Source organism: Enterobacter sp. BWH52 (assembly GCF_001037565.1).
GTDB lineage: Bacteria > Pseudomonadota > Gammaproteobacteria > Enterobacterales > Enterobacteriaceae > Enterobacter > Enterobacter hormaechei_C.
Map to the genome: position 1 here is coordinate 3,886,938 of NZ_KQ089854.1, position 25,400 is coordinate 3,912,337.

Here is a 25,400-nt window from a genome sequence, read left to right on the forward strand (position 1 = left end):
GCCGCCCTTATTCCGCGATGAGAAAAATGCGTCAGCACGCGTGCGCAAGGAGCCTCGTATGTCAGACCAGACGCTAAAAGCGACCCGACAGCAGAGCCTTATCACCCTGCTGAGTCAAAGCGACTGGCTGACTACCGAGGTGCTGGCTGAAAAGCTCTCCGTCAGCAAAGAGACGATCCGCCGGGATCTGAAGTCGTTGCAGCAGCAGGGGAAGCTTCTGCGCCAGCACGGGCGCGCGCGTCTGATTCACCCGGACAGCCGCGACAGCGGTGAACCCTTTGGCGCACGCCTGAAAAGCCATTATGCCGACAAAGCCGATATTGCCCGCCACGCGCTGGGCTGGATCAGCGAAGGGATGACCATCGCCCTCGACGCCAGCTCAACCTGCTTTCATCTGGCGCGCCAGTTGCCGGACATCGACCTCACCGTATTTACCAACAGCCTGCCTGTCTGCCACGAGATGGCAAAGCGCGAGCGGATCACGCTTATCTGCTCCGGCGGAACGCTTGAGCGTAAGTATCGCTGCTATGTTAATCCGGCGCTGGTGACGCAGCTAAAAGGGCTGGAGATCGATCTGTTTATCTTCTCGTGTGAAGGGGTCGATGAGCATGGCGTCCTCTGGGATCCGTCCGAGCACAACGCGGGCTTTAAGGCGCTGCTGTTAAACCGCGCCAGCCAGTCGCTGCTGCTGATCGACAAAAGTAAATTTATGCGGGCAAGCGAAGTGAAAATTGGTCAGCTGTCGCAGGTAACACAGATTATTCAGAGCGATAAACGTCAGGCCGCCAGAGACGGCCTGACACGATGAGGTTACGCGGTGAGACGGAATTTCTGCACTGAGCGCTGGAGTTCTTCGGTCTGCCGTTCCAGTGCGGCGGCGGCGGCGGAAACCTGCTCCACCAGCGAGGCGTTCTGCTGGGTCACGCCGTCCATCTGCGTGATGGCAACGCCGACCTGAGAAATTCCTTTGCTCTGCTCCTCTGACGCGGTGGCGATCTGCTTCATAATGACGGTCACTTCCGTCACGTCGCGCAGGATTGCTTCCATCGTGGTGCCGGTATCGTTCACCAGCTGCGCCCCCTGCTCCACGCGGGCAACGGAATCCGCAATCAGCCCTTCGATCTCTTTGGCCGCATTCGCGCTGCGGCTGGCCAGATTACGTACCTCACCCGCCACGACCGCAAAGCCTCGCCCCTGCTCCCCGGCCCGGGCGGCTTCCACCGCGGCGTTCAGCGCCAGAATATTAGTCTGGAAAGCGATGCTGTTGATAACGGTGGTGATTTCAGCGATTTTTTTCGAGCTGTCCGAAATGCCGCTCATGGTCGTAACCACATCTTCCACCAGCGACCCGCCGCGGCTGGCCGTGCTGGAGGCGACATCCGCAAGCTGGCTGGCCTGGCGCGCGCTTTCGGCATTCAGCTTCACCGTTGCGGTAAGCTGCTCCATGCTGGCCGCGGTCTCTTCCAGCGCGGCGGCCTGCTCTTCGGTACGCGAAGAAAGATCGTTATTCCCGCTGGAGATCTCCGTTGCCCCGCGCCAGATATTCTCGCTGCCGGAACGAATCGTGCTGACCGCCTCCCGCAGGCTGTCCTGCATTGCACTCAGCAGCGGTACCAGTTGCCCCACGCAGTTGCGGCCCAAAGATTCAATCGGCTGGCTGAGGTCGCCCTGCGCAATCTGGCGGAACTGCTGACGGATACGATCCAGCGGTTTTACCAGTATCGCCACCAGGTAGCGGTCGGTGAACAGCAGGATCAGCAGACCCACGATCGTGGCGGTGATAATTACCGTCCGGGTCATGCTGGTGAGGCCGTCGACCACCACGCGCGTGCTGTCGAGCGCCTTCGCCGCGGTATTGTTAAAGTTCTCAGCCGCTGACCCGAATGCACGGCTTAGCGGCGGCGTGACGTTGTTGGCATGCTGACGATAGCCTTCGAGCGTCGCCTGCTTCGCCTGCGCCATCTGCGGTGTAACGCCCTGATCGAGCAGCGCCTGCCAGGTGGAAATCACCTGCGCAGACACCTTTTCATCCATCGGGCCCGGGGAGATAGCTTTCATCTCTGCCAGCTTTTTACTCATGTTAGCCAGCGCCTGCTGAGCAGGAGCCAGGTCCGGCGTGCCGCCCGCAGCTTTAACTTCCATTGCCCGGCTCAGCCGGGTGACGAAACGGAAATACTGATCGTTGCCCTGGCTCAGCACCGTCATTTGCCGGACCAGCTGGCGGTCAACGTCATTACCATCAGAAACACGAGACAGAGACCAGGTGCTGTAAAGCCCCACGCCTGCCCACATGACACAAAAGATCCCCAGTATCGTCAGCATGACGAAACGGATGGTGAAATTACGAAGCATCTTCATTGAGTATTCCTTGCCGTGAGGGTGAATTCGCCCAGAGGCGAGTACTCCCCTCGTTATCGGCAGATACTGTAGAAAATATACTTTTTTCGTTATCGAGTCGGCATAGAATGAAAACGTTGTTTCGAAAATTCACCGACAAGAAAGGAGACATCATGTCCTGGCACCCTTACACCGGCCGATACGAAAACATGCAGTACCGATACTGCGGCAAAAGCGGCCTGCGCTTACCGGCACTGTCGCTGGGCCTGTGGCACAGCTTCGGTCACGTTCAGCCGCTCGATTCCCAGCGCGCGCTGCTGCGTAAGGCCTTCGATCTCGGCATTACCCACTTTGATCTTGCCAACAACTACGGCCCCCCTCCGGGCAGCGCTGAAGAGAATTTTGGCCGTCTGCTGCGGGAGGATTTTGCCGGGTATCGTGACGAGCTGATCATCTCCACCAAAGCGGGCTACGACATGTGGCCAGGACCGTATGGTTCGGGCGGTTCACGTAAGTACCTGCTCGCCAGCCTCGACCAGAGCCTGAACCGCATGGGTGTGGAGTATGTGGATATTTTCTATTCTCACCGCGTAGACGAAAACACGCCGATGGAAGAGACCGCCGCCGCGCTGGCACACGCGGTGCAGAGCGGAAAAGCGCTGTATGTCGGCATTTCGTCTTACTCCACGGAACGCACGGCGGCGATGACCGAATTGCTGCGCGAGTGGAAGATCCCGCTTTTGATCCACCAGCCGTCTTACAACCTGCTTAACCGCTGGGTCGACAAGACCGGCCTGCTGGACGCGCTGGAGAAAAACGGAACGGGCTGTATCGCCTTTACCCCGCTGGCACAGGGCCTGCTCACCGGAAAATACCTGAACGGCATTCCGGACGGTTCACGTATGCAGCGCGAAGGGAAAAAAGTGCGCGGCCTGACGGAGAAAATGCTGACGGAAGCCAACCTGAGCAGCCTTCGTCTGCTGAACGAGATGGCGCACGCGCGCGGGCAGACGATGGCGCAGATGGCGCTAAGCTGGTTGTTGAAAGATGAGCGTGTAACGTCGGTACTGATTGGCGCGAGCCGCCCGGAGCAGCTGGAAGAGAACGTTCAGGCGCTGAATAACCTGCGCTTTAGCGAAGATGAACTGATGCGGATTGACCAGCACGTTGCGGATGGTGAGCTGAATTTGTGGCAGGCGTCGTCGGATAAATAGTGCGGCCTGCTGCCCTTACCACGCCCCCTCTCCCACAGGGAGAGGGGGCGTGGTGAATTTATTTCTTACTGATCTTATCCAGATACCCCATCACAAACGCCGACAGCACAAACGTCAGGTGGATAATCACATACCACATCAGCTTATTATCCGGGACGTTTTTCGCGTCCATAAAGACGCGTAACAGGTGAATCGACGAAATTGCAACAATCGACGCCGCGACTTTATTCTTCAGCGATGAGGCGTCCATTTTCCCCAGCCAGCTGAGCTTTTCTTTGTGCTCGGCGATATCAAGCTGAGAGACGAAATTCTCATAACCGGAGAACATCACCATCACCAGTAATCCTCCCACCAACGTCATATCTACCAGCGACAGTAGAACCAGAATCAAATCGGCTTCTGCCACGGAGAAAATGTTTGGCAGGACGTGGAATATCTCCTGAAAGAACTTAATCGTCAGGGCGACCAGCGCCAGGGAGAGACCAAAATAGACGGGTGCGAGCAGCCAGCGAGAGGCATACATTGCGTTTTCAAAGAAGCGTTCCATAAAATCCTGTCTGCAAACGAAACCAGCGCTGAGTATATCTCAACTATACCTCGTTGGGATCTACATCCGGACGCGCATACTCCGGCCAGACCAGCGCGACCAGTTCCGGGTAGGCTTCCAGGCTAAACTCGCGAAAACACTGGCGCAGATTTAATACATCTAAATCGGAGTACGACACCTTCTCGCCATTCAGACAGCGCTTTTTGATATTGTCGTAATATTTATAAACCGCCGAATTAAGGTCGCTACAGCGGCGCTGCGCGTCGAACAGGCCGGGCGTATCATTAATTTCGGCCATTTTCATTCGCTTAATTGTCGCATGGAGGAAATCGATATATTCGTGATTTACTCGCCAGTACCAGACCGGTGTCACGGCGTTCATCAATACGGAGAAATGATCTTCCCCCTCCTCTTTCGACATCAATTCAGGCTGCGGCGGTTCACTGACGTCTTTTGACACTTTCGTTTTATTGAACTCTTGCATCAATAAAAGCACGCCAGCGGTCAGTAATAGTAACGTTATGACCGTGAAGAAAATGCTGTTCATGGGTAGGCTCCATTTTTTTTGATTTTAAAATTGCCTCATGATATTGTCAACAAATCTCACCCTTTTTCCAACCCCACCCTTTTGAAATTAAAGGAAATTAAAATGCTGCCCGACAATCTTGTCCCGGCAAAGTACCACATTACGCCTGTGGAACAGCCTTCGACGGAAGCAGATAAAGAGGCGAATTTCACTCAAGGAAAAAGAAAACTCTCCGACTATGAAGCCGACATATTAATTGGTGTTTCACGCACTGGCAAATCCCGTAATATGGTGCTGGAAGAGCACGATCGCCATTTAAAAGAGCGTTTATTTCGCGCGATCAAGATTGAAGCCTTAGTTCATCTGCTGAATGATTTACAGGCCGAAGGGGAAATAGACGCCCAGACGCTAAGTCAAATAATGGTCGAGAAAACGCAGCAAATAAATGAAGCCGGCAATGAAATTTGGCTTAATTTAATTACGCGTGAAAAAAACAATCCCATTTTTTATAACCTGGGGGAAGATTAACGTGAATGATGATAGCGGTAATAACGTTTATTTGACTTTAGATGATAAAAAAAGCGATGAATTTATCTTAAAGCAGAATCTCGACGCCCTGAAAAAGATAAAAAATGACGAGATGACGCGAATTACGCAGGATTTGGTTTCGATTCCGGCCACGCTGGTACGCCTGAAATGGCAGAACCGTCGGGAGATTTACGCCTTGCAGGCCAAGGAGGAGATATACGGCGCGGTGATGAACGCCATTATTGAACAGCGTCCTGAGCTTAAAGAGAAGATCCTCGGGCGACTGGAGGCGAACTATCAGTACCTGCTGGCACGCGAGACAGCCACCCTGCGCCTGACCCGTAAACTCTCGGAAGGCAATTACCGTACATCAAACGTGACCTGTGTGGCGCTTGATGAAGAGGCGCCGACGGCGCCTTCAGAGTGAGACAACAATGATTGTTGCGGAATGCAGGCCGGGTAATGCGACGCCGCCACCCGGCAGGCAAGGCTGCAAGAGCCTTCGTTTTACTTCGCGGCCGCTTTCTCTTCGCCGACCAGACCAATCTTCAGGTATCCCGCCTGATGCAGCGTGTCCATTACCTTCATCATGGTTTCATAATCAACGGTTTTATCCGCGCGGAAGAAGACGGTGGTGTCTTTCTTGCCGCCGGTGAGCTGGTCCAGCGCCGGAATAACCGAGGCATCCGTTACCGGATCGTTGCCCAGGAACATGGACTTATCGGCCTTCACGGACAGGTAGATAGGCTTTTCCGGACGCGGCTGCGGCTGGCTGGAGGACGCAGGCAGATTCACCTTCACATCCACCGTCGCCAGCGGTGCGGCAACCATAAAGATAATCAGCAGAACCAGCATGACGTCGATAAACGGCGTCACGTTGATCTCATGCATTTCACCGTTATCGTCCAGATTTTCATTAAGACGCATTGCCATACAATCAACCTACGCGCAGTTTGGACGCCGCATGAACCGGTTTAACGGCGCTGGCGTTCAGGTCCAGATCGCGGCTTTGCAGCAGCAGAACCTGCGCGGCAACGTCACCCAGTGTGGCTTTGTAACTGCCAATCATGCGCGCGAAGATGTTATAGATAACAACCGCCGGGATAGCGGCAACCAGACCGATAGCCGTTGCCAGCAGCGCTTCTGCGATACCCGGCGCGACGACCGCAAGGTTAGTGGTCTGCGTCTGGGCGATACCGATAAAGCTGTTCATGATGCCCCAGACGGTACCGAACAGGCCGACGAACGGGGAGATAGCGCCGATAGTCGCCAGGTAGCCGTTACCGCGGCCCATATGACGACCCACGGCCGCAACGCGACGCTCCAGACGGAAGCCGGTACGCTCTTTAATGCCTTCGTTATCTTCACTGCCTGCGGAGAGTTCCAGCTCGTTCTGCGCTTCGTTCACTAACAGGGTAGTCAGGCTTTTCGCATGGAAGGATGAGGTGATATCAGAAGCCTGATCCAGAGAGCGGGCTTCCGCCAGCTGCTTCTGCTCACGCTTGAGGCGGCGTTTTTGTGAAAGAAGTTCGGCGCTCTTGCTGAAGAAGATAGCCCAGGTGATCACGGACGCCAGAATCAGGCCGATCATCACAATCTTAACTACGATGTCAGCATGTTGATACATGCCCCAAACGGAGAGATCCGTCTGCATCAAATTATTACCCACTCTGTATCTCCAGGACGCAAATCACAAAATCTGAACGTAATAATATCAAAACGTCGTCGAATTGATAGTAGTTCTCATTAGTATTTACATAGTGCCGTAATTTTCGCTCACTTTCCTTGCGCTTACGCAGTAAAAATTTCTTATGCGAATTTTTGATAATATTTTCTGCTTATTCGATAAGCATCCGGATGCACATTCTGACAATCGTGGTAGTCTGGACGTCCAGACGTATAAAAATAGGGTTAGCGAACATGACTAAAAAGCAGCTTGAGACCACGCTGGTGCAGGCAGGACGCAGTAAGAAATACACGCAGGGCTCGGTCAACAGCGTGATCCAGCGCGCCTCCTCGCTGGTGTTTGATACCGTTGAAGATAAAAAAATCGCTACGCGTAATCGCGCGAAGGGCGGGCTGTTTTACGGTCGTCGTGGCACGTTAACCCATTTCTCGTTGCAGGAAGCCATGTGCGAACTGGAGGGCGGCGCGGGCTGCGCGCTGTTCCCGTGCGGCGCGGCGGCGGTCGCCAATACCATTCTGGCGTTTGTGGAACAGGGTGACCACGTCCTGATGACCAATACCGCTTACGAGCCAAGCCAGGACTTCTGCACCAAAATACTCAGCAAGCTCGGCGTCACCACCAGCTGGTTCGATCCGCTGATTGGGGCCGGTATTGCCGGGCTTATTCAGCCCAACACGCGCGTTGTGTTCCTGGAATCTCCCGGTTCCATCACCATGGAAGTGCATGACGTCCCGGCCATCGTGAAGGCGGTGCGCAGCATAGCGCCGGAAGCGATCATCATGATCGACAACACCTGGGCGGCAGGTGTGCTGTTTAAAGCCCTGGAATTTGACATCGATATCTCCATTCAGGCGGCGACCAAATACCTGATTGGCCATTCCGACGGCATGATCGGTACGGCGGTGTCTAACGCCCGCTGCTGGGATCAATTGCGTGAAAACGCCTACCTGATGGGCCAGATGGTGGATGCCGATACCGCCTACATGACCAGCCGGGGCATCCGTACGCTCGGCGTGCGTCTGCGTCAGCATCACGAAAGCAGCCTGCAAATTGCACAGTGGCTGGCGCTGCATCCGCAGGTGGAGCGCGTTAACCATCCGGCGCTGCCGGGCAGCAAAGGCCATGAATACTGGCAACGTGACTTTACGGGCAGCAGCGGGTTGTTCTCATTTGTACTTAAAAAGCGCCTGAATGACGCCGAACTGGCAAGCTATCTGGATAACTTTACCCTCTTCAGCATGGCCTATTCATGGGGTGGGTTTGAATCGCTGATCCTGCCCAACCAGCCGGAGCAGATTGCGGCCCTGCGCCCGGGCGGCGAGGTGGACTTCGAAGGGACCTTAATCCGCCTGCATATCGGGCTGGAAAATGTGGACGATTTAATTGCGGATTTATCGGCAGGATTTGAGCGCATCGTGTAGAGTGCTGACTGAAATGTACTCCCCGGACGCAATTCTGAACACCGCAAGCAGAAAAGTCTGTATGAGATGCGCCTGCGATCAACCCCGACAGGCAAAATTGGGAGTACAATAGCGTTATATCTGCTGTTCCACAGGAAAGTCCATGGCTGTTATTCAAAATATCATCACGGCGCTCTGGCAACACGATTTTGCCGCGCTGGCGGACCCGCATGTCGTCGGGATTGTCTATTTCGTGATGTTCGCGACGCTGTTTCTGGAAAATGGACTACTGCCAGCCTCATTTTTACCCGGCGACAGCCTGCTCCTGCTCGCAGGGGCGTTAATCGGCAAGGGCGTGATGGACTTCGCACCGACAATGGTGATCCTCACTTCTGCGGCCAGTCTCGGCTGTTGGCTGAGCTACCTGCAAGGGCGCTGGCTTGGAAACACCCGCGTGGTGAAAGGCTGGCTGGCACAGCTGCCGCATAAATATCACCAGCGCGCCACCTGCATGTTTGACCGCCACGGCCTGCTGGCGTTACTTGCCGGGCGTTTTCTGGCGTTTGTTCGCACCCTGTTGCCTACCATGGCGGGTATTTCAGGCCTCCCTAACCGCCGCTTCCAGTTCTTCAACTGGCTGAGCGCTCTGCTCTGGGTGGGCGTGGTCACCACGCTCGGCTACGCGCTGAATATGATCCCGTTTGTTAAGCGCCATGAAGACCAGGTGATGACGTTCCTGATGGTGCTGCCGATCTTCCTGCTGGTTGCGGGCCTGGTCGGCACAATCGCGGTGGTGATTAAGAAGAAGTATTGCAGCGCCTGATACCCCATCCTGATTCTCTTCCCGCGGGGAGAGAATCAAAAGCCTAAGCGCCCTGCATCGTTCTGATGCGCGACGCATCTTCCCCCGGCGTGACGCCGAAGTAGCGCTTAAACTCCCGACTAAACTGCGACGCGCTTTCATACCCAACCCGCATCGCCGCGGCGCTGGCCTTCATGCCATCGTGGATCATCAGCATCCGCGCCTTATGTAGACGGTAGGTTTTGAGGTACTGCAACGGCGACGTGCTGGTGACGGATTTAAAGTTATGGTGAAACGCCGAGACGCTCATATTGGCTTCCGCCGCCAGCTGGTCAACGCTGAGGTTTTCCGTGTACTGGCTCTCAATGCGCTTGAGCACGCGGCTAATCAGGCTAAAGTGCGTCTGGCGGCTTACCAGCGCCAGCAGCGCCCCGCCGCCCGGCCCGAGCAGCACATGGTAAAGAATTTCGCGGATAATCTGCTTTCCGAGAATACGCGCATCTAGCGGCCTTTCCATCACGTCTAACAGGCGTTCAATCGCGCAGAGAATTTCCTCCGATAGGGTCGCGGAGTTGATACCGCTTGCCGCCATCGACGGCCGGAAAAGTTCGTCCTCCCCAATATCCATCAGCAGCTCCTGCAACTGGAGGATGTCGACGTTGACGCGGATCCCGGCCAGCGGCACCTCCTCTGTCGCGAAAGTTTCACATTCGAAGGGTAAAGGTACTGTCAGAAGCAGATATTCATTGGTGTCGTAACGGAACACGCGCTCATTGATATAGCCAATCTTATGGCCAGAAAAGAGAAACACGATGCCGGGCTGATACATCACCGGGGTGCGCGTCCCGGGCTGGGTACCGTACAGCAATCGAATATCCGGCAACAGCTCAGCCGAATTATTTCCGTTATCAATCAGTGTTTTAATCTGCGACGTTAGCTGGCGGCAGATGGCATCACGGTTCATTTTCAGTTACTCCGGGTACGGTTTCCGACGCTGACAGTGTGCGCATTTTCTTACCGTTTCTCCAGCGCGCTGTAGAAATGGGCAAGACATCGGCAGGAATGTGCATTGAGAGGATAGCGCCTGCCCGCCACAATGAGCAGCATCAGGTTGCCTTCTGCGCCACCACGATTTTTTACCCACTACAGGGAACAAGCCATGAACAACTTTAATCTTCATACCCCAACCCGCATTCTGTTTGGTAAAAACGCTATCGCTGACCTGCGCGCGCAAATCCCGACGGACGCCCGCGTCCTGATTACCTACGGCGGCGGCAGCGTGAAAAAAACCGGCGTACTGGATCAGGTGTACAGCGCTCTGGAAGGTCTGGACGTGCGCGAGTTCGGCGGTATCGAGCCTAACCCGTCTTATGAAACGCTGATGAACGCGGTAAAAATCGCCCGCGACGAGCAGATCACCTTCCTGCTGGCGGTGGGCGGCGGTTCCGTGCTGGACGGCACCAAATTCATCGCGGCGGCGGCCCATTACGCTGACGGCATCGACCCGTGGCATATTCTGGAAACGGGCGGCAGCGACATCAGCAGTGCGATCCCGATGGGCTCCGTGCTGACGCTGCCGGCCACCGGATCAGAGTCCAACAAAGGCGCGGTCATCTCCCGTAAAACCACCGGTGACAAGCAGGCCTTTATGAACGAACACGTTCAGCCCGTGTTCGCGATCCTCGATCCGGTTTACACCTATACCCTGCCTGCGCGTCAGGTGGCGAACGGCGTGGTCGACGCCTTTGTTCACACCGTTGAGCAGTACGTTACTTACCCGGTAAACGCCAAAATTCAGGATCGTTTCGCGGAAGGCATTCTGCTGACGCTGATTGAAGAAGGTCCGAAAGCGCTGAAAGAGCCTGAAAACTACGACGTGCGTGCCAACGTGATGTGGGCAGCCACCCAGGCGCTGAACGGCCTGATCGGCGCAGGCGTGCCGCAAGACTGGGCTACCCACATGCTCGGCCACGAGCTGACGGCGATGCACGGCCTGGATCACGCCCAGACGCTGGCGGTGGTTCTGCCTGCGCTGTGGAACGAAAAACGTGACGCTAAACGCGCCAAACTGCTCCAGTACGCCGAACGCGTGTGGAACATCACCGACGGTTCCGACGATGCGCGTATCGATGCCGCGATTGAAGCCACCCGTCACTTCTTTGAAAGCCTGGGCGTGCCAACGCGTCTCTCTGGCTACGGCCTGGACGGCAGCTCCATCCCTGCCCTGCTGGCGAAACTGGAAGCACACGGTATGACGCAGATCGGCGAGCATGGCGACATCACCCTTGACGTCAGCCGTCGTATTTACGAAGCGGCACGCTAAGCGTTTTTAGGATCCTGACTTTCGTTTTTTGACATTTCGTCCAGACTTAATGCACATCACATCGTCGGAGGTTCCCTCCGGCGATGAGCACCTGAAGGAGGAAAAATGGCAAACCAAACCGTAATCAAGCTACAGGACGGCAACGTGATGCCCCAGCTGGGGCTAGGTGTATGGAAAGCCGGTAACGACGAGGTCGTCTCCGCCATTCATAAAGCCCTGGAAGTCGGCTATCGGTCCATCGATACCGCCGCCGCCTATAAAAACGAGGACGGCGTGGGAAAAGCGCTTGCCAGCGCCGGCGTTCCCCGGGATGAGCTTTTCATCACCACCAAGCTGTGGAACGACGATCAAAAGCGTCCCCGCGAAGCGTTGCAGGAGAGTCTGGAGAAACTCCAGCTCGATTTCGTCGATCTTTATCTCATGCACTGGCCGGTACCGGCTATCGACCATTACGTTGATGCCTGGAAAGGGATGATTGAACTGCAAAAAGAGGGGCTGATAAAAAGCATCGGCGTCTGTAATTTCCAGGTTCATCATCTGCAACGCCTGATTGATGAAACGGGCGTCGCGCCGGTGATTAACCAGATTGAGCTGCACCCGCTGATGCAGCAGCGCCAGCTTCATTCATGGAACGCCACGCACAAGATCCAGACTGAATCCTGGAGCCCGCTGGCCCAGGGCGGCGAAGGGGTGTTTGACCAGAAAATCATCCGTGAACTGGCGGATAAGTACGGTAAAACCCCGGCGCAGATCGTCATTCGCTGGCATCTGGATAGCGGTCTGGTGGTGATCCCGAAATCGGTCACGCCATCGCGTATCGCCGAGAACTTCGACGTCTGGGATTTCCGCCTGGATAAAGACGAGCTGGGTGAAATTGCGAAGCTGGATCAGGGCAAGCGGCTTGGGCCGGACCCGGATCAGTTTGGCGGGTAATCCCCTCACCCTGCCCTCTCCCCGGAGGGGAGAGGGTTAGACCTGTAGACCCGGTAAGCGCAGCGCCACCGGGTATTGTTACAGGTTTAACCGGTCTTACGTTTTACGTTCTTCTTCGTTCCCGCAACACCATTCGAACGCTGATGCGCAATCGGGGTATGTTTGGTCAGCGCCGGGCGCGTGTTGCGGTTCTGGCGGCGCGCTTCGCGCATCTCTTCCAGCGTTGGCGCAGGCACCAGGCAATCACGACGCGAGCCGATCAGGTGCTTTTTCCCCATCTCTTCCAGCGCCTGACGGATCAGCGGCCAGTTTTTCGGATCGTGATAGCGCAGCAGCGCTTTATGCAGACGGCGCTGTTTATCCCCTTTCGGCACCACCACGTCTTCGCTCTTATAACCAATCTTACTCAGCGGGTTTTTGCCGGTGTAATACATGGTCGTCGAGTTGGCGAGCGGCGACGGGTAGAAGTTCTGCACCTGATCCAGACGGAATCGACGCTGCTTCAGCCACAGCGCCAGATTCACCATGTCTTCATCACGGGTGCCGGGGTGTGCGGAGATGAAGTATGGGATCAGATACTGCTCTTTCCCCGCCTGTTTTGAGTAGGTGTCGAAGAGCTGTTTAAAGCGGTCGTAGCTGCCCATGCCCGGCTTCATCATTTTGGACAGCGGGCCTTCTTCGGTGTGCTCCGGGGCGATCTTCAGATACCCGCCCACGTGGTGCGTCGCCAGCTCTTTAATGTAGCGCGGATCTTCCACAGCGATGTCGTAACGCACGCCGGAGGCGATCAGGATCTTCTTGATGCCTTTCAGGTCACGGGCGCGACGGTAAAGGTTGATCGTCGGCTCGTGGTTGGTGTCCATATGCTCGCAAATGCTCGGATAGACGCAGGAGAGACGACGGCAGGTCTGCTCGGCGCGCGGCGATTTACAGCGCAGCATGTACATGTTGGCCGTTGGACCACCCAGATCGGAGATCACACCGGTAAAGCCCGGCACGGTGTCGCGAATGGCTTCGATCTCGTTAACAATCGACTCTTCGGAACGGCTCTGAATAATACGGCCTTCGTGTTCGGTGATCGAACAGAAGGAGCACCCGCCGAAGCAGCCGCGCATGATGTTGATCGAGAAACGAATCATCTCGTACGCCGGAATGCGGCTGCTGCCATATGACGGATGCGGTACACGCTTGTACGGCAGAGCAAACACGCTGTCCATCTCTTCGGTAGAGAGCGGGATCGCCGGCGGGTTAACCCAGATATAGCGCTCGCCGTGCTTTTGCATCAGCGCTCGCGCGCAGCCGGGGTTGGTTTCATGGTGTAAGATGCGCGACGCGTGGGCGTAGAGTACTTTATCGCTTTTTACTTTTTCGTAGGACGGCAGCAGCACATAGGTTTTTTCCCACGGCTTCGGACGCGGCGGCTGCACCACCACGGCCTTTGCTTCCGCTTTTTTCGGCTCAACCGGTTTGTTATCCGCGCACGGCAAATCGTCACCGTACGGATGCGGGATAGGATCGATTTTGCCCGGCATATCGATAATGCGGGAATCCACCCCGCTCCAGCCCGGCAGCGCCTCTTTCACCATGATCGCGGTGTTGCGCACGTCGCGGATCTCGCTGACCGCTTCGCCCTGCGCCAGACGGTGTGCCACCTCTACCAGCGGACGCTCACCGTTACCGAAGATCAGCATGTCGGCTTTCGAATCCACCAGCACCGAACGGCGCACGGTGTCGGACCAGTAGTCATAGTGTGCGGTACGGCGCAGGCTCGCTTCGATGCCGCCCAGGATCACCGGCACGTCTTTCCATGCTTCTTTGCATCGCTGGGTGTAGACGAGGGTCGCGCGGTCGGGACGTTTACCCGCCACGTTGTCAGCCGTATAAGCGTCGTCATGGCGCAGCTTACGGTCGGCGGTATAGCGGTTGATCATCGAGTCCATGTTGCCTGCGGTCACGCCGAAGAACAGGTTCGGCTTGCCCAGACGCATAAAGTCGTCTTTGCTGTTCCAGTCAGGCTGGGAGATGATCCCCACGCGGAAGCCCTGGGCTTCAAGCATACGGCCGCAGATCGCCATGCCAAAGCTCGGGTGATCGACATACGCATCGCCCGTCACCAGAATGATATCGCAGCTGTCCCAGCCCAGTTGATCCATCTCTTCCCGGGACATCGGCAGGAACGGCGCCGGTCCAAAGCAGGCTGCCCAGTACTGGGGCCAGGAGAAGAGGTCGCGATCCGGCTGGATCAGGGAAATAGCGCTCATAATGCTTCCGAAGAAAAAATAGACAAAAGGAGCGGGATTATACGCTGGTTTACCGGGGGAAATGAAGGGGTATTGTGCGGGCTGTTGCCCTCACCCCAACCCTCTCCCACAGGGAGAGGGAGAAAGTGTTTTACGGTGCCGGATTCACCAGCATCTGCCCTACCGATCCCCTGTCCATCATCTCCAGGGTCTGGCTGTGGAACAGGAACGGGAAGTGCGGCCAGGAAGGCTGGCCGTAGTAGACGAGCAGTTCGACCTGGCCATCCACCCAGACGGTATCTTTCCAGCCCCTGTCTTCCGGGAACGGCATCGCCCCGTTGACGTTGCGGATCAGGAATGACACCCCTTCAATATGGAACGACTGCGGCATCTCCGAGCGGACGGTCCAGCGCTCCCAGGTTCCCTGCTGGGCGGTGATATCAATACGGTTTACGTCCCACAGCGCGCCGTTGATGCCCGGATCGTCGCCAAGGCTGATATCGCGACTGCGTACTGCCGGGCCGGTCACAATTTCCTGCGGCAGCAGGCGCATCGGCAGGCTGTCGGTCACCAGCGGCAACAGGCCGGTCGGGCGCAGCGTCAGCACCAGCGTGGAGACCAGCACGCTCGACGGTTCAAAGAAGCCGCGAATACGGTCAACAATGCTTGCCGCTTCGCCGCAGGTCACGGACACTTCATCCCCGTTGGTCATATCCACGAGGATTTCACGACGTTCGCCTGGCGCCAGCGCCAGCTGCTTCACCGACACCGGCGCAGGTAATAACCCCTGATCGCCTGAAATCACGTGCAGCGCGCGGCCGTCGCTCATCTGCAACTGGTAGCGGCGCGAGTTAGAGGCATTCAGCAGACGCAGGCGCACCCAGCCACGAGACACTTCGACATACGGGCTTTGCGCGCCGTTAACCAGCAGCGTATCGCCCACAAAGCCACCGCTGCCCGGCTCGCTGTACTCCGGGGTACCAAAGTTATCCAGTCGCTTATCCTGAATAATGATCGGGAAATCATCGACGCCGTAGTGATTCGGGATCGGCAGCGTTTTACTGACCTCATCTTCAATCAGCCACATTCCGGCCAGGCCGTTGTAGACCTGCTGGGCGGTGCGGTTCGGGGTATTGGCGTGATACCACAATGTCGCCGCGCTCTGACGAATCGGGAGGACGGGCGCCCAGTCGGCATTCGGCGACATCATGCGTGCCGCGCCGCCAATCAGCGGCCCCGGCACCTGCAAACCACTGACGGTCATCGCGACATTTTCCGTCGTACGGTTACTGTAGATGAGCTTAACGTCATCGCCATTCCACACGCGAATGGTCGGCCCGAGGTAGCGTCCGTTAATGCCCCATACCTGCGCGCGCGTTCCCTGGGTAAAGGACCAGTGGCTACGCTGAAGCGTGAGGAATAGCGGCTGCCCGCGACGGGATTCAATCAACGGCGGAATAGGCAGCGGCTGTTGCTGCCCGGCGGCGCTGGCTGTCCGCGGTATCGCACCCGCACAAAGGGCGATACCCGAAGCCTGAATAAACTGACGCCGACTGAGTGACATATAAGCTCCATCTGAAACGACTAACAACGCGGGAATTCGTTTTCCCTTACACGACACCGGGTTAAATCTTACCGGCGGCTTCTCGCTCTGCAACTTCTTTATCGAGCTGCGCAATATGCTGAGCCATCAGCTCGCGGCAGTGCGTGGCCAGCTCGCGCACCTGGTCTTTACCGTATTTAGAGGTATCTACCGGCGGCAGCATTTCGACAATGACCAGTCCGTTATTCAGACGGTTAAGATTAATCTTATTCGATGTATTGGAAACACACACGGGAATAATTGGAACGCCAGCCGCAATTGCAGCATGAAACGCGCCGGTCTTGAACGGCAGCAGGCCGCGACCACGGCTGCGCGTCCCTTCCGGGAACATCCAGATGGAAATCCGGCGCTTTTTAAACTGATCCACCACTTCCGCAATAGTGCCATGCGCTTTGGCGCGGTTGTTGCGGTCAATCAGCAAGTTACCGGTGAGCCAGTACAGCTGGCCGAAAAAGGGGATCCACAGCAGGCTTTTTTTGCCCACGGTTACGGTCGGCGGAAGAACAATATTTGAGGCCGTCACCATATCGTAGTTGTTCTGATGGTTAGCGATATAGATGGCGTTACCGAAATTCTCCGCCCCTTCAGGCAGACGCTTTTCAACCTTCAGGCCAAACAGCGGCGCAAGACGACCAAACATGTGGCCAAACGTCGCGACATGCTTTGGGTTACGCGGGCTGAACAGGCAATAAATCGATCCGAAAATACAGACCAGAATGCAATAAATAACGGTAAGAATGAGACGAATAATGTATAGCATAGCGACCTCTGAAGCCCTGACAGCTGACAATTATACTTCACCTGTGGCCAGGTAAGGACTTTATTACGAGCGCGTATTGTTAATCGCAACGCACGAATTAACAACGTTTTTACGGGAAATTTTATGGTAATTCCCCCTCCGGAAAGAGGGGGATGAAACAGGTTACTCTTCGCTGTCGTCCGCTTTGCTGCGCGCCGGCGAGTCAATCTCCACGCGGTCGATTCGCTGGAGGCCGCGCATCAGTGAGCCGCGACGTCCGCGCTCACCCACCACCTTCTGCAACTCTTCCGGACGCAGTTTGATTTTACGCTTGCCGACATGAATGGTCAGCGTGCTCTGCGGCGGCAGCAGGAAAAGATGCGCGAGGCTATCTTCGCCTTTTGCCGCTTCCGCTGACGGGATACTGATGATCTTGTTGCCCTTGCCTTTCGACAGCTCCGGCAAATCGCTGACCGGGAACATCAGCATACGTCCGGCAGCGGTGATCGCCAGCAGCATGTCGCTTTCGTTCTCGATGATCAGCGGCGGCATGACGTGTGCGTTATCCGGCAGGCTAATCAGCGCTTTACCGGCACGGTTACGCGACACCAGATCGTTGAAGGTACAGATAAAGCCGTAGCCCGCATCAGACGCCATCAGCAGTTTTTGATCGTCGGCTTCCATCAGCATATGCTCAACCGTGGCACCCGGCGGCAGCGTCAGCTTACCGGTGAGCGGTTCGCCCTGGCCGCGCGCAGACGGCAGCGTGATCGGGTCGATGGCGTAGCTGCGGCCCGTGGAGTCGATGAACGCCACCGGCTGGTTACTCTTGCCCTTCACCGCCGCCTTGAAGCTGTCACCGGATTTGTAGCTCAGACCCGGCGCGTCGATATCGTGGCCTTTGGCGCTACGCACCCAACCGCTCTGGGAAAGCACGATGGTCACCGGCTCGGACGGCAGCATGTCGTGCTCGTTCATCGCCTTCGCCTCTTCGCGCTCGTGCAGCGGAGAACGTCGGTCGTCGCCAAAGGCGTCGGCATCGGCCTGCAACTCTTTCTTCAGCAGGGTGTTCATCTTGCGCTCGGACGCCAGAATCGCCTGAAGCTGATCGCGCTCTTTTTCCAGCTCGTTCTGCTCGCCTCGGATCTTCATCTCTTCCAGTCTGGCGAGATGGCGCAATTTCAGTTCGAGGATCGCTTCGGCCTGGGTTTCGCTGATGCCAAAGCGCGACATCAGGGCAGGCTTAGGTTCGTCCTCGGTACGAATGATCTCGATCACTTCGTCAATGTTGAGGAACGCCACCAGCAAACCTTCGAGGATATGCAGGCGCTTAAGCACTTTTTCCAGGCGATGGTTCAGACGACGGCGCACCGTATCGCGGCGGAAGGCCAGCCATTCGGTAAGGATCTCCAGCAGGTTTTTCACCGCCGGACGACCGTCCAGACCAATCATGTTCAGGTTGATGCGGTAGCTTTTTTCCAGATCGGTAGTGGCGAACAGGTGGTTCATCACCTGCTCCATGTCCACGCGGTTAGAACGCGGCACAATCACCAGACGGGTCGGGTTTTCGTGGTCCGATTCATCACGCAGGTCGTCCACCATCGGCAGCTTTTTATTGCGCATCTGGGTGGCGATCTGTTCCAGCACTTTGGCACCCGACACCTGGTGCGGCAGCGCGGTGATCACCACGGCACCATCCTCTTTATTCCACACCGCGCGCATGCGCACGGAGCCGCGACCGTTCTGGTAGATTTTGCGGATTTCCGCACGCGAGGTGATGATCTCGGCTTCGGTCGGATAGTCCGGCCCCTGCACGATATCCAGCAGATCGTCCAGCGAGGTTTTTGGCTGCTCAATCAGGGTGATGGCCGCTTTTGCCACTTCACGCAGGTTGTGCGGCGGAATGTCCGTCGCCATGCCCACGGCGATACCGGTCGTGCCGTTCAGCAGGATGTTCGGCAGACGCGCAGGCAGCATTTTCGGCTCCTGCATCGTACCGTCGAAGTTTGGCACCCAGTCGACCGTGCCCTGCCCCAGCTCGCCCAACAGCACTTCGGCATATTTAGACAGGCGAGATTCGGTATAACGCATTGCCGCGAAGGATTTCGGATCGTCCGGCGCCCCCCAGTTCCCCTGGCCATCCACCAGCGGATAGCGATAAGAAAACGGCTGGGCCATCAGCACCATCGCTTCATAGCAGGCGCTGTCGCCGTGCGGATGGTATTTACCCAGCACGTCGCCGACGGTACGGGCGGATTTCTTAAACTTGGCGGTAGCATTCAGCCCCAGTTCGGACATCGCATAGACGATGCGGCGCTGAACGGGCTTCAGGCCATCCCCGATAAACGGCAACGCCCTGTCCATGATGACGTACATGGAGTAGTTCAGGTAGGCATTTTCCGTGAATTCATGTAGCGCGAGGCGCTCTGCCATATCGCTCATTACGTGTGATTCCTCAACTCAGAAACCGATGGGTTTCAGGCAATATTGCCGCAGATACTACCTCATCTGGCGAGTTGAGTCACAAAGAAAAAGGGCCGCTCATGCGGCCCTTTCCGGGTTATTTGTTCAGCTTGATAACCTGCTTCACGTCGATTTCAAACTCGTTCCAGTCTTTATCGATTTTACCCTGGAGTTCGACTTTATCCTGCGGCGTCACCGTCACGCCGTTCCAGCGCTTGTGGTCGATCTCCACCACCACCGTGCCGCTTTCATCGCGGAAGGTGTAACGGTCATCAGACAGGCGCTCGGTAATGTTCCCGCGCAGCTTCACCCAGGCATCGTCCTTCAGGTCTTTCACTTTAGCCGCGGTGGTGAGGTTGGCGTTGTTATCGACAAAGCCACCCTGCTGGGTTTGCGTCTGATTCTGTGTCGCAGATGGGCCAGAGAAGCCACCCTGTGCAGCAAAGACAGGGGCCGTGGTCATCATCATGATGGCAGCAATTGCAGCGAATTTTTTCATCTTTATCTCTCCCTTTAATGTCGTTTCACAATCCATTAAACAGGGTAAACCTTAACAACTTCTTAAGGGGAAAATTTATTTATTTTTACTGTACAGCAGGCGCTTGCAAAAGGTTTACTGACGGCATCAAGGAGGAAATATGCGCATTTTACTGGTAGAAGACGACAAGCTCATTGGCGACGGCATCAAAGCGGGCTTAAGCAAAATGGGCTTTAACGTGGACTGGTTTACCGACGGGAAAACCGGGCAGGCGGCCCTGTACACCGCGCCGTATGATGCCGTGGTGCTTGATCTGACGCTGCCGGAAATCGACGGGCTTGAGATCCTGCGCGCCTGGCGCGAAAGCGGAACGAGCGAACCGGTGCTGATCCTGACCGCGCGGGATGCGCTGAATCAGCGCGTCGAAGGGTTACGCCTGGGGGCGGATGATTACCTGTGTAAGCCGTTCGCGCTAATTGAAGTGGCGGCCCGTCTGGAAGCGCTGGTACGCCGCAGCCACGGGCAGGCGCGCAGCGAGCTGCGTCACGGCAAGGTCACGCTCGATCCGGCAAGCCTTGTCGCCACGCTGGAGGGCGAAACGCTGGTGCTCAAACCCAAAGAGTTCGCCCTGCTGGAACTGCTGATGCGCAACGCGGGCCGCGTGCTGCCGCGCAAGGCCATCGAGGAGAAGCTCTACAACTGGGATGATGACGTCTCCAGCAACGCTGTCGAAGTCCACGTTCATCATTTACGCCGCAAGCTCGGCAGCGACTTTATCCGCACCGTGCACGGCATCGGTTATACCCTGGGTGACGCATGAAACTGACCCAACGCCTGAGCCTGAAGCTGCGCCTGACGCTCCTCTTTTTGCTGCTGTCCCTGGCGGCCTGGTTTGCCGCAAGCGTGGTGGCCTGGCACCAGACGACCGACAAGCTCGATAAGCTGTTCGATACCCAGCAGATGCTGTTTGCCAAACGGCTGCTGACGATGGACGTGGACGAACTTCGCGCCCCGGAACGCATGCGCGAGGTGCCGAAAAAAGCCAAACACGGCCATCTTGACGACGATGCGCTGGCCTTCGCAATCTTCACCGCCGACGGCAGCATGGTGCTTAACGACGGCGAAAACGGGCGCGACATACCTTACCTCTACCGCCGGGACGGGTTTGATGACGGTCGGTTGCAGGATGACAACGACGAATGGCGTTTCCTGTGGCTGACTTCTCCGGACGGGAAATACCGCGTGGTGGTTGGCCAGGAGTGGGAGTACCGACAGGATATGGCGCTGGACGTGGTCAGCTCGCAGCTGACGCCGTGGCTGGTGGCGCTGCCCATAATGCTGCTGTTGCTGATTGTTCTGCTGAGCCGGGAACTGAAACCGCTGAAAAAGCTGGCGCAGACCCTGCGCTCGCGCTCCCCGGATGCGACCGATACGCTGCCCACCCACGGCGTGCCGACGGAGGTTCGCCCCCTGCTTGATGCGCTTAACCATCTTTTCGCCCGTACGCAGGAGATGATGGCCCGCGAGCGTCGCTTCACCTCGGATGCCGCCCATGAGTTGCGCAGCCCGCTGGCCGCGCTGAAGGTGCAAACCGACGTGGCGCAGCTTTCCCTTGACGATCCCGGGGCGCAGTCTAAAGCGCTGGGGCAATTGCACGCAGGCATCGACCGCGCCTCCCGGCTGGTGGATCAGCTTCTCACCCTGTCGCGCCTGGATTCACTGGATAATCTTGATGACGTCGAACCCGTGATGATGGCCGATTTGCTGCAATCCGCGGTGCTGGATATCTGGCATCCGGCGCAGCAGGCGGGCATTGATGTTCGGCTCAACGCTAATGCGCCCGAGGTGATGCGTCACGGACAGCCGCTACTGCTGAGCCTTCTGGCGCGTAACCTGCTGGACAACGCCGTTCGTTACAGCCCGCGCGGCAGCGTGGTGGACGTGACGCTGAACACCCAAAGCTTTACCGTGCGCGACAACGGCCCGGGCATTTCAACCGATGCGCTGACGCGTCTCGGCGAGCGCTTTTATCGTCCACCGGGCCAGGACGCCACCGGCAGCGGTCTGGGGTTGTCTATCGTCAAGCGTATCGCGGCGTTGCACGGGATGCGCGTCTCGCTGGGCAATGCGCCGGAAGGGGGTTTTGCGGTGACCGTCAGCTGGTAAGATTATTGCGCTGAGCGCAAAAGACTTTGCACATTTTGCTTATTTTTCCGCTCCGTCCTCGCGCGTAGAATACCCGGCATACTCTCATCATCGAGGACAAATAATGAGCAACATTCTGATTATCAACGGCGCGAAAGAATTTGCGCACTCTAAAGGCCAGCTGAATGACACCCTGACCGAGGTCGCGGATGGTTTCCTGCGCGACGCCGGACATGATGTTAAGGTCGTGCGCGCGGACAGCGATTACGACGTGAAGGCCGAAGTGCAGAACTTCCTGTGGGCCGACGTGGTGATCTGGCAGATGCCGGGCTGGTGGATGGGCGCACCGTGGACCGTGAAAAAATACATGGACGATGTGTTTACCGAAGGTCACGGTTCGCTGTATGCCAGCGACGGCCGCACCCGTTCAGATGCGTCTAAAAAATACGGTTCCGGCGGTCTGATTCAGGGCAAAAAATATATGCTCTCCCTGACCTGGAACGCGCCGCTGGAAGCGTTCACCGAGAAAGATCAGTTCTTCGAAGGCGTGGGCGTAGACGGCGCGTATCTGCCGTTCCACAAGGCGAATCAGTTCCTGGGTATGGAGCCGCTGCCGACCTTTATCGTCAACGACGTAATTAAAATGCCGGACGTCCCGCGCTATATCGCAGAATATCGCAAGCATCTCGCGGAAATTTTTGCTTAACTGGTAGCCTGGAATTAGAAGGAGTTAATTATGCTTACCGTTATTGCTGAAATCCGTACGCGTCCTGGCCAACATCACCGCCAGGCAGTACTGGATGAGTTCGCGAAGATCATCCCGACCGTTCTGAAAGAAGAAGGCTGCCACGGCTACGCGCCGATGGTAGACGCCGCCACCAGCGCAAGCTTCCAGGCGACCGCGCCAGACTCCATCATCATGGTGGAGCAGTGGGAAACCGTCGCGCACCTTGAAGCCCATTTGCAGACCGCGCATATGAAAGCGTGGAGCGACGCGGTGAAAGGGGACGTTCTGGAAACCCACATCCGTATTCTGGAGCAAGGGGTTTAAGTTCTGTGAAATTTGCCGGGTGGCACTACGTTTACCCGGCCTACAACTTTCCCCCGCAGGCCCGGTAAGCGTTAACGCCACCGGGCTTTTTTTATCACCTTACCGCTCAACTGCTATGCTTATTCTGACTTCATGTTTAACAGGAGGATGGAATGGGTCTTTTTAACTTCGTGAAAGAAGCAGGCGAAAAGCTTTGGGACAACCTGACCGATCATAAGGGTCAGAGCGACAAAATCACCGAGCACCTCAAGAAACTCAACATTCCCGGTTCCGATAAAGTTCAGGTTAACGTCACCGATGGCAAGGCCAGCGTAACGGGCGACGGGCTAACGCAGGAGCAGAAAGAAAAAATCCAGGTCGCCGTCGGCAACATCGCGGGCGTCAGCGAGGTGGAGAACAATATCACCGCGACAGACGCCAAAGATGAAGCTACTTACTATACGGTGAAATCCGGCGATACCCTGAGCGCGATCTCTAAAACCGTGTACGGCGATGCCAATCAGTACAACAAGATCTTTGAGGCGAACCGCCCGATGCTCTCCAGCCCGGATAAAATTTATCCCGGCCAGACGCTGCGTATTCCTAAGGCATAACGTCTGAGGCTATTGGTTCACGTCGCGCAGAGGAACAGCATGAAAATCGCTTGTCTTGGCTGGGGCTCGTTAATCTGGAAAAGCGGCGCGCTACCGGTAGCCGGTGAGTGGCAAACCGACGGGCCATCACTGCCCGTCGAGTTCTGTCGGGTCAGTGATGGCGGTGAACTGGCGACCGCCATCTGTATGAATGCCCCTGCCGTGCCGGTGCTTTGGGCATGGCTGGAGGCCACAACGTTGAGCGTGGCCTGCCGCGCTTTGCGTGAGCGCGAAGCCATTCCCGAGCATCGCTGCGATGGCATTGGCTCGTTGCTAATCACCGGACGCGACACGGGTATCCTGACAACATGGGCCAGGGAGAAAGGTATTGAAGCGATCATCTGGACCGGGCTCCCGCCGAGAAGCGCGTCACAGGAAGGCAGGGTTCCTGCCGTGGACGAAGCCATCGCTTATCTCGACGGCCTCAGCGGAGAGACCCGCAGCCATGCGCGGGACTATATTTGCCGCGTGCCTGCCCAGCTTGATACGCCCTACCGGCGCGCCATTAAAGAGGTGCTTGGGTGGTGATACCGCTGCCCGTTACCAGTACAGCTTCCAGCTCTGGGTGAAGCGCACCAGCGCCTCGACGTAGAAGTAATCGCCCCAGCTCGCGCACTCATCCACGCCTTTATTGCTCGCCAGGTGATACACCGAGTGCTTAAGCAGCCCGTTGCCCTTCTCTTCTTTGCCCATCAGATAGTGCTTTGTCAGCGTGGACATAATCCCTTTCGCCCATTCGAGGTAACGTTCGCGATCCGGATCCGTGACCGGCAGGTGTTTTACCAGCTCCAGCAGCCCACATACCGCAATCGCCGCCGAGGAAGAGTCACGCAGCGCGTCGGTGCCCACCAGCGCCAGATCCCAGTGGCAGACGTAGTCTTCCGGCAGGCGATTGAGGAAGTAGTTCGCCAGCCGTTTTGACAGAGCGATCATCGTTTCGTCGCCGGTATAGATATAGCTCAGCAGGAAACCGTAAATGCCCCAAGCCTGCCCGCGCGACCAGCAGGAGTCGTCGGCGTAGCCCTGCTGGGTGTTGCCGTAGCGCGGTGCGCCGGTTGCTACATCCATATAGTAGGTGTGGAAGGTGGAGGCATCGTCACGAATGAGATACGTCGCCGCCTGCATGACGTGCGCTTTTGCGGCGTCGGCAAAGCGCGGATCGCCCGTCTGCTCTGTTGCCCAGTAGAGCAGCGGCAGGTTCATGTTGCAGTCGATGATCATTCGCCCGGCCTGCTCCGGATCGGAGAGATCGCCCCACGCCTGGATGATCTTCGCCTTCTCGTGGAAGCGTTCCAGCAGGGCTTCCGCCGCCAGCAGCGAGAAGCCGCGCGCCTCGCGGTTTCCGGTCAGCCGCCACGCGGCTACGCAGGAGAGCGTGTAAAGGAAGCCTAAATCGTGGGTATTGGTGTCGTTGCGCCCGGCGATGCGCAGGCCAAACGAGCGCACGTGTTTTTCCGCCATCGCACGGAATTTTTCCTCGCCGCTCATCTCCCACGCCAGCCACAGCTGCCCGGTCCAGAAGCTGGTGGTCCACTCCACGTTGTCAGTCAGCGGATAAAAACCGTTCTGGCAGGTTTCCGCCGGGAATTTGTCGCCGAACTCCGTTAAATGACGGCTAATCAGGTCCAGAACGTGGCTGCGCGCCGAATTCAGTTCATCGCTGAATGCGCGGGAGTCAACGGGCGCAGCGATAACAGGCAGGCGTTCTTCTTTGATACGACTTAACATATTTCGGTTCCTTCTTTGACGGCG

The 25,400-nt window shown here is 56.8% G+C and carries 26 protein-coding genes; 14 read left to right on the plus strand and 12 right to left on the minus strand.

Annotated elements, in window-relative coordinates:
* Positions 1 to 58 precede the first annotated feature (58 nt).
* Positions 59 to 808, plus strand: a complete 750-nt coding sequence (gene fucR / locus SK47_RS18315; protein WP_023314843.1) for an L-fucose operon activator — start codon at positions 59 to 61, stop codon at positions 806 to 808.
* A 2-nt stretch (positions 809 to 810) separates the two neighbouring features.
* On the opposite strand, the gene SK47_RS18320 is transcribed toward fucR, so the two are convergent.
* A complete protein-coding gene (locus SK47_RS18320; protein WP_048244905.1) occupies positions 811 to 2,358 on the minus strand; it encodes a methyl-accepting chemotaxis protein in 1,548 nt (515 codons plus the stop codon).
* Positions 2,359 to 2,510: 152 nt separating this feature from the next.
* Between SK47_RS18320 and SK47_RS18325 the strand changes: the two genes are divergently transcribed.
* Positions 2,511 to 3,551: an aldo/keto reductase gene (locus SK47_RS18325; RefSeq protein ID WP_003862471.1), complete on the plus strand. Its 1,041-nt coding sequence runs from the start codon at positions 2,511 to 2,513 to the stop codon at positions 3,549 to 3,551.
* Between the two features lie 58 nt (positions 3,552 to 3,609).
* Here the strand turns inward: SK47_RS18325 and SK47_RS18330 are convergent, their stop codons facing one another.
* Positions 3,610 to 4,098: a TIGR00645 family protein gene (locus SK47_RS18330; RefSeq protein WP_003862473.1), complete on the minus strand. Its 489-nt coding sequence runs from the start codon at positions 4,096 to 4,098 to the stop codon at positions 3,610 to 3,612.
* A gap of 43 nt (positions 4,099 to 4,141) precedes the next feature.
* Positions 4,142 to 4,645: an ESA_00282 family adhesion-associated protein gene (locus SK47_RS18335; protein ID WP_003862475.1), complete on the minus strand. Its 504-nt coding sequence runs from the start codon at positions 4,643 to 4,645 to the stop codon at positions 4,142 to 4,144.
* A 102-nt stretch (positions 4,646 to 4,747) separates the two neighbouring features.
* On the opposite strand from SK47_RS18335, the gene SK47_RS18340 reads away from it, so the two are divergent.
* Both SK47_RS18340 and SK47_RS18345 read left to right on the plus strand, forming a co-directional pair.
* Entirely contained in the window at positions 4,748 to 5,152 is a 405-nt protein-coding gene (locus tag SK47_RS18340; protein ID WP_045335726.1) for a hypothetical protein, read from the plus strand.
* Between the two features lies 1 nt (position 5,153).
* On the plus strand, positions 5,154 to 5,579 hold the full coding sequence (locus SK47_RS18345; protein WP_003862479.1) for a hypothetical protein: 426 nt from the start codon (positions 5,154 to 5,156) through the stop codon (positions 5,577 to 5,579).
* 80 nt (positions 5,580 to 5,659) lie between these two features.
* Here the strand turns inward: SK47_RS18345 and exbD are convergent, their stop codons facing one another.
* Both exbD and exbB read right to left on the minus strand, forming a co-directional pair.
* On the minus strand, positions 5,660 to 6,085 hold the full coding sequence (gene exbD / locus SK47_RS18350) for a TonB system transport protein ExbD (protein WP_001251472.1): 426 nt from the start codon (positions 6,083 to 6,085) through the stop codon (positions 5,660 to 5,662).
* A 4-nt stretch (positions 6,086 to 6,089) separates the two neighbouring features.
* Positions 6,090 to 6,821, minus strand: coding sequence for a tol-pal system-associated acyl-CoA thioesterase (gene exbB, locus SK47_RS18355; protein WP_003862482.1), 732 nt, complete (start codon positions 6,819 to 6,821; stop codon positions 6,090 to 6,092).
* A gap of 251 nt (positions 6,822 to 7,072) precedes the next feature.
* On the opposite strand from exbB, the gene metC reads away from it, so the two are divergent.
* Positions 7,073 to 8,260: a cystathionine beta-lyase gene (metC, locus tag SK47_RS18360; protein ID WP_003862484.1), complete on the plus strand. Its 1,188-nt coding sequence runs from the start codon at positions 7,073 to 7,075 to the stop codon at positions 8,258 to 8,260.
* A gap of 142 nt (positions 8,261 to 8,402) precedes the next feature.
* Positions 8,403 to 9,062, plus strand: a complete 660-nt coding sequence (gene yghB / locus SK47_RS18365) for a DedA family general envelope maintenance protein YghB (protein ID WP_003862486.1) — start codon at positions 8,403 to 8,405, stop codon at positions 9,060 to 9,062.
* 43 nt (positions 9,063 to 9,105) lie between these two features.
* Here yghB and SK47_RS18370 read toward each other — a convergent pair whose 3' ends face one another.
* Positions 9,106 to 10,005, minus strand: coding sequence for an AraC family transcriptional regulator (locus SK47_RS18370; protein ID WP_048244907.1), 900 nt, complete (start codon positions 10,003 to 10,005; stop codon positions 9,106 to 9,108).
* A 195-nt stretch (positions 10,006 to 10,200) separates the two neighbouring features.
* On the opposite strand from SK47_RS18370, the gene yqhD reads away from it, so the two are divergent.
* Both yqhD and dkgA read left to right on the plus strand, forming a co-directional pair.
* Positions 10,201 to 11,364, plus strand: coding sequence for an alcohol dehydrogenase (gene yqhD, locus SK47_RS18375; RefSeq protein ID WP_023323745.1), 1,164 nt, complete (start codon positions 10,201 to 10,203; stop codon positions 11,362 to 11,364).
* A 105-nt stretch (positions 11,365 to 11,469) separates the two neighbouring features.
* Complete coding sequence (dkgA, locus tag SK47_RS18380; protein WP_003862493.1) at positions 11,470 to 12,297, plus strand: 2,5-didehydrogluconate reductase DkgA; 828 nt, start codon at positions 11,470 to 11,472, stop codon at positions 12,295 to 12,297.
* A gap of 86 nt (positions 12,298 to 12,383) precedes the next feature.
* On the opposite strand, the gene SK47_RS18385 is transcribed toward dkgA, so the two are convergent.
* The 5 genes from SK47_RS18385 to SK47_RS18405 form a co-directional block, all read right to left on the minus strand.
* Complete coding sequence (locus SK47_RS18385) at positions 12,384 to 14,558, minus strand: YgiQ family radical SAM protein (protein WP_023323746.1); 2,175 nt, start codon at positions 14,556 to 14,558, stop codon at positions 12,384 to 12,386.
* 130 nt (positions 14,559 to 14,688) lie between these two features.
* A complete protein-coding gene (gene ftsP / locus SK47_RS18390; protein WP_003862496.1) occupies positions 14,689 to 16,101 on the minus strand; it encodes a cell division protein FtsP in 1,413 nt (470 codons plus the stop codon).
* A gap of 61 nt (positions 16,102 to 16,162) precedes the next feature.
* Entirely contained in the window at positions 16,163 to 16,900 is a 738-nt protein-coding gene (gene plsC / locus SK47_RS18395; protein ID WP_047654209.1) for a 1-acylglycerol-3-phosphate O-acyltransferase, read from the minus strand.
* Positions 16,901 to 17,062: 162 nt separating this feature from the next.
* Complete coding sequence (gene parC / locus SK47_RS18400; protein ID WP_047654211.1) at positions 17,063 to 19,321, minus strand: DNA topoisomerase IV subunit A; 2,259 nt, start codon at positions 19,319 to 19,321, stop codon at positions 17,063 to 17,065.
* Positions 19,322 to 19,439: 118 nt separating this feature from the next.
* Positions 19,440 to 19,841 (minus strand): YgiW/YdeI family stress tolerance OB fold protein, encoded by a 402-nt coding sequence (locus SK47_RS18405; RefSeq protein ID WP_003862501.1) that lies wholly within the window; start codon positions 19,839 to 19,841, stop codon positions 19,440 to 19,442.
* Positions 19,842 to 19,980: 139 nt separating this feature from the next.
* Here SK47_RS18405 and qseB point away from each other — a divergent pair, with 139 nt between their 5' ends.
* The 6 genes from qseB to SK47_RS18435 all read left to right on the plus strand — a co-directional run bounded on the left by qseB (position 19,981) and on the right by SK47_RS18435 (position 24,176).
* On the plus strand, positions 19,981 to 20,640 hold the full coding sequence (gene qseB, locus SK47_RS18410; protein WP_048244909.1) for a quorum sensing response regulator transcription factor QseB: 660 nt from the start codon (positions 19,981 to 19,983) through the stop codon (positions 20,638 to 20,640).
* Complete coding sequence (gene qseC, locus SK47_RS18415) at positions 20,637 to 21,986, plus strand: quorum sensing histidine kinase QseC (RefSeq protein WP_032607910.1); 1,350 nt, start codon at positions 20,637 to 20,639, stop codon at positions 21,984 to 21,986. The genes qseB and qseC overlap by 4 nt, the downstream gene beginning before the upstream one ends.
* Before the next feature lie 103 nt (positions 21,987 to 22,089).
* Positions 22,090 to 22,671: an NAD(P)H-dependent oxidoreductase gene (locus SK47_RS18420; protein WP_032607911.1), complete on the plus strand. Its 582-nt coding sequence runs from the start codon at positions 22,090 to 22,092 to the stop codon at positions 22,669 to 22,671.
* Positions 22,672 to 22,701: 30 nt separating this feature from the next.
* Positions 22,702 to 23,016 carry a putative quinol monooxygenase gene (locus tag SK47_RS18425; RefSeq protein WP_003862506.1) on the plus strand — a complete coding sequence of 105 codons (315 nt, stop codon included), beginning with the start codon at positions 22,702 to 22,704 and terminating at the stop codon, positions 23,014 to 23,016.
* A gap of 152 nt (positions 23,017 to 23,168) precedes the next feature.
* Positions 23,169 to 23,609 carry a peptidoglycan-binding protein LysM gene (gene lysM / locus SK47_RS18430; RefSeq protein ID WP_003862507.1) on the plus strand — a complete coding sequence of 147 codons (441 nt, stop codon included), beginning with the start codon at positions 23,169 to 23,171 and terminating at the stop codon, positions 23,607 to 23,609.
* A gap of 39 nt (positions 23,610 to 23,648) precedes the next feature.
* The gene (locus tag SK47_RS18435) at positions 23,649 to 24,176 is read left to right on the plus strand and encodes a hypothetical protein (RefSeq protein WP_048244911.1); all 528 of its coding nucleotides are present in this window, start codon (positions 23,649 to 23,651) and stop codon (positions 24,174 to 24,176) included.
* A gap of 12 nt (positions 24,177 to 24,188) precedes the next feature.
* Here the strand turns inward: SK47_RS18435 and SK47_RS18440 are convergent, their stop codons facing one another.
* Positions 24,189 to 25,376, minus strand: coding sequence for a glycoside hydrolase family 88 protein (locus SK47_RS18440; protein ID WP_032660336.1), 1,188 nt, complete (start codon positions 25,374 to 25,376; stop codon positions 24,189 to 24,191).
* Positions 25,377 to 25,400 lie beyond the last annotated feature (24 nt).

What these genes read in the sequence shown, in the direction of transcription:
- fucR (WP_023314843.1), top strand. Translation starts at nt 59, where the DNA reads ATGTCAGACCAGACGCTAAAAGCGACCCGACAGCAGAGCCTTATCACC.
- SK47_RS18320 (WP_048244905.1), bottom strand. Translation starts at nt 2,358, where the DNA reads ATGAAGATGCTTCGTAATTTCACCATCCGTTTCGTCATGCTGACGATA.
- SK47_RS18325 (WP_003862471.1), top strand. Translation starts at nt 2,511, where the DNA reads ATGTCCTGGCACCCTTACACCGGCCGATACGAAAACATGCAGTACCGA.
- SK47_RS18330 (WP_003862473.1), bottom strand. Translation starts at nt 4,098, where the DNA reads ATGGAACGCTTCTTTGAAAACGCAATGTATGCCTCTCGCTGGCTGCTC.
- SK47_RS18335 (WP_003862475.1), bottom strand. Translation starts at nt 4,645, where the DNA reads ATGAACAGCATTTTCTTCACGGTCATAACGTTACTATTACTGACCGCT.
- SK47_RS18340 (WP_045335726.1), top strand. Translation starts at nt 4,748, where the DNA reads ATGCTGCCCGACAATCTTGTCCCGGCAAAGTACCACATTACGCCTGTG.
- exbD (WP_001251472.1), bottom strand. Translation starts at nt 6,085, where the DNA reads ATGGCAATGCGTCTTAATGAAAATCTGGACGATAACGGTGAAATGCAT.
- metC (WP_003862484.1), top strand. Translation starts at nt 7,073, where the DNA reads ATGACTAAAAAGCAGCTTGAGACCACGCTGGTGCAGGCAGGACGCAGT.
- yghB (WP_003862486.1), top strand. Translation starts at nt 8,403, where the DNA reads ATGGCTGTTATTCAAAATATCATCACGGCGCTCTGGCAACACGATTTT.
- SK47_RS18370 (WP_048244907.1), bottom strand. Translation starts at nt 10,005, where the DNA reads ATGAACCGTGATGCCATCTGCCGCCAGCTAACGTCGCAGATTAAAACA.
- yqhD (WP_023323745.1), top strand. Translation starts at nt 10,201, where the DNA reads ATGAACAACTTTAATCTTCATACCCCAACCCGCATTCTGTTTGGTAAA.
- dkgA (WP_003862493.1), top strand. Translation starts at nt 11,470, where the DNA reads ATGGCAAACCAAACCGTAATCAAGCTACAGGACGGCAACGTGATGCCC.
- SK47_RS18385 (WP_023323746.1), bottom strand. Translation starts at nt 14,558, where the DNA reads ATGAGCGCTATTTCCCTGATCCAGCCGGATCGCGACCTCTTCTCCTGG.
- ftsP (WP_003862496.1), bottom strand. Translation starts at nt 16,101, where the DNA reads ATGTCACTCAGTCGGCGTCAGTTTATTCAGGCTTCGGGTATCGCCCTT.
- plsC (WP_047654209.1), bottom strand. Translation starts at nt 16,900, where the DNA reads ATGCTATACATTATTCGTCTCATTCTTACCGTTATTTATTGCATTCTG.
- parC (WP_047654211.1), bottom strand. Translation starts at nt 19,321, where the DNA reads ATGAGCGATATGGCAGAGCGCCTCGCGCTACATGAATTCACGGAAAAT.
- SK47_RS18405 (WP_003862501.1), bottom strand. Translation starts at nt 19,841, where the DNA reads ATGAAAAAATTCGCTGCAATTGCTGCCATCATGATGATGACCACGGCC.
- qseB (WP_048244909.1), top strand. Translation starts at nt 19,981, where the DNA reads ATGCGCATTTTACTGGTAGAAGACGACAAGCTCATTGGCGACGGCATC.
- qseC (WP_032607910.1), top strand. Translation starts at nt 20,637, where the DNA reads ATGAAACTGACCCAACGCCTGAGCCTGAAGCTGCGCCTGACGCTCCTC.
- SK47_RS18420 (WP_032607911.1), top strand. Translation starts at nt 22,090, where the DNA reads ATGAGCAACATTCTGATTATCAACGGCGCGAAAGAATTTGCGCACTCT.
- SK47_RS18425 (WP_003862506.1), top strand. Translation starts at nt 22,702, where the DNA reads ATGCTTACCGTTATTGCTGAAATCCGTACGCGTCCTGGCCAACATCAC.
- lysM (WP_003862507.1), top strand. Translation starts at nt 23,169, where the DNA reads ATGGGTCTTTTTAACTTCGTGAAAGAAGCAGGCGAAAAGCTTTGGGAC.
- SK47_RS18435 (WP_048244911.1), top strand. Translation starts at nt 23,649, where the DNA reads ATGAAAATCGCTTGTCTTGGCTGGGGCTCGTTAATCTGGAAAAGCGGC.
- SK47_RS18440 (WP_032660336.1), bottom strand. Translation starts at nt 25,376, where the DNA reads ATGTTAAGTCGTATCAAAGAAGAACGCCTGCCTGTTATCGCTGCGCCC.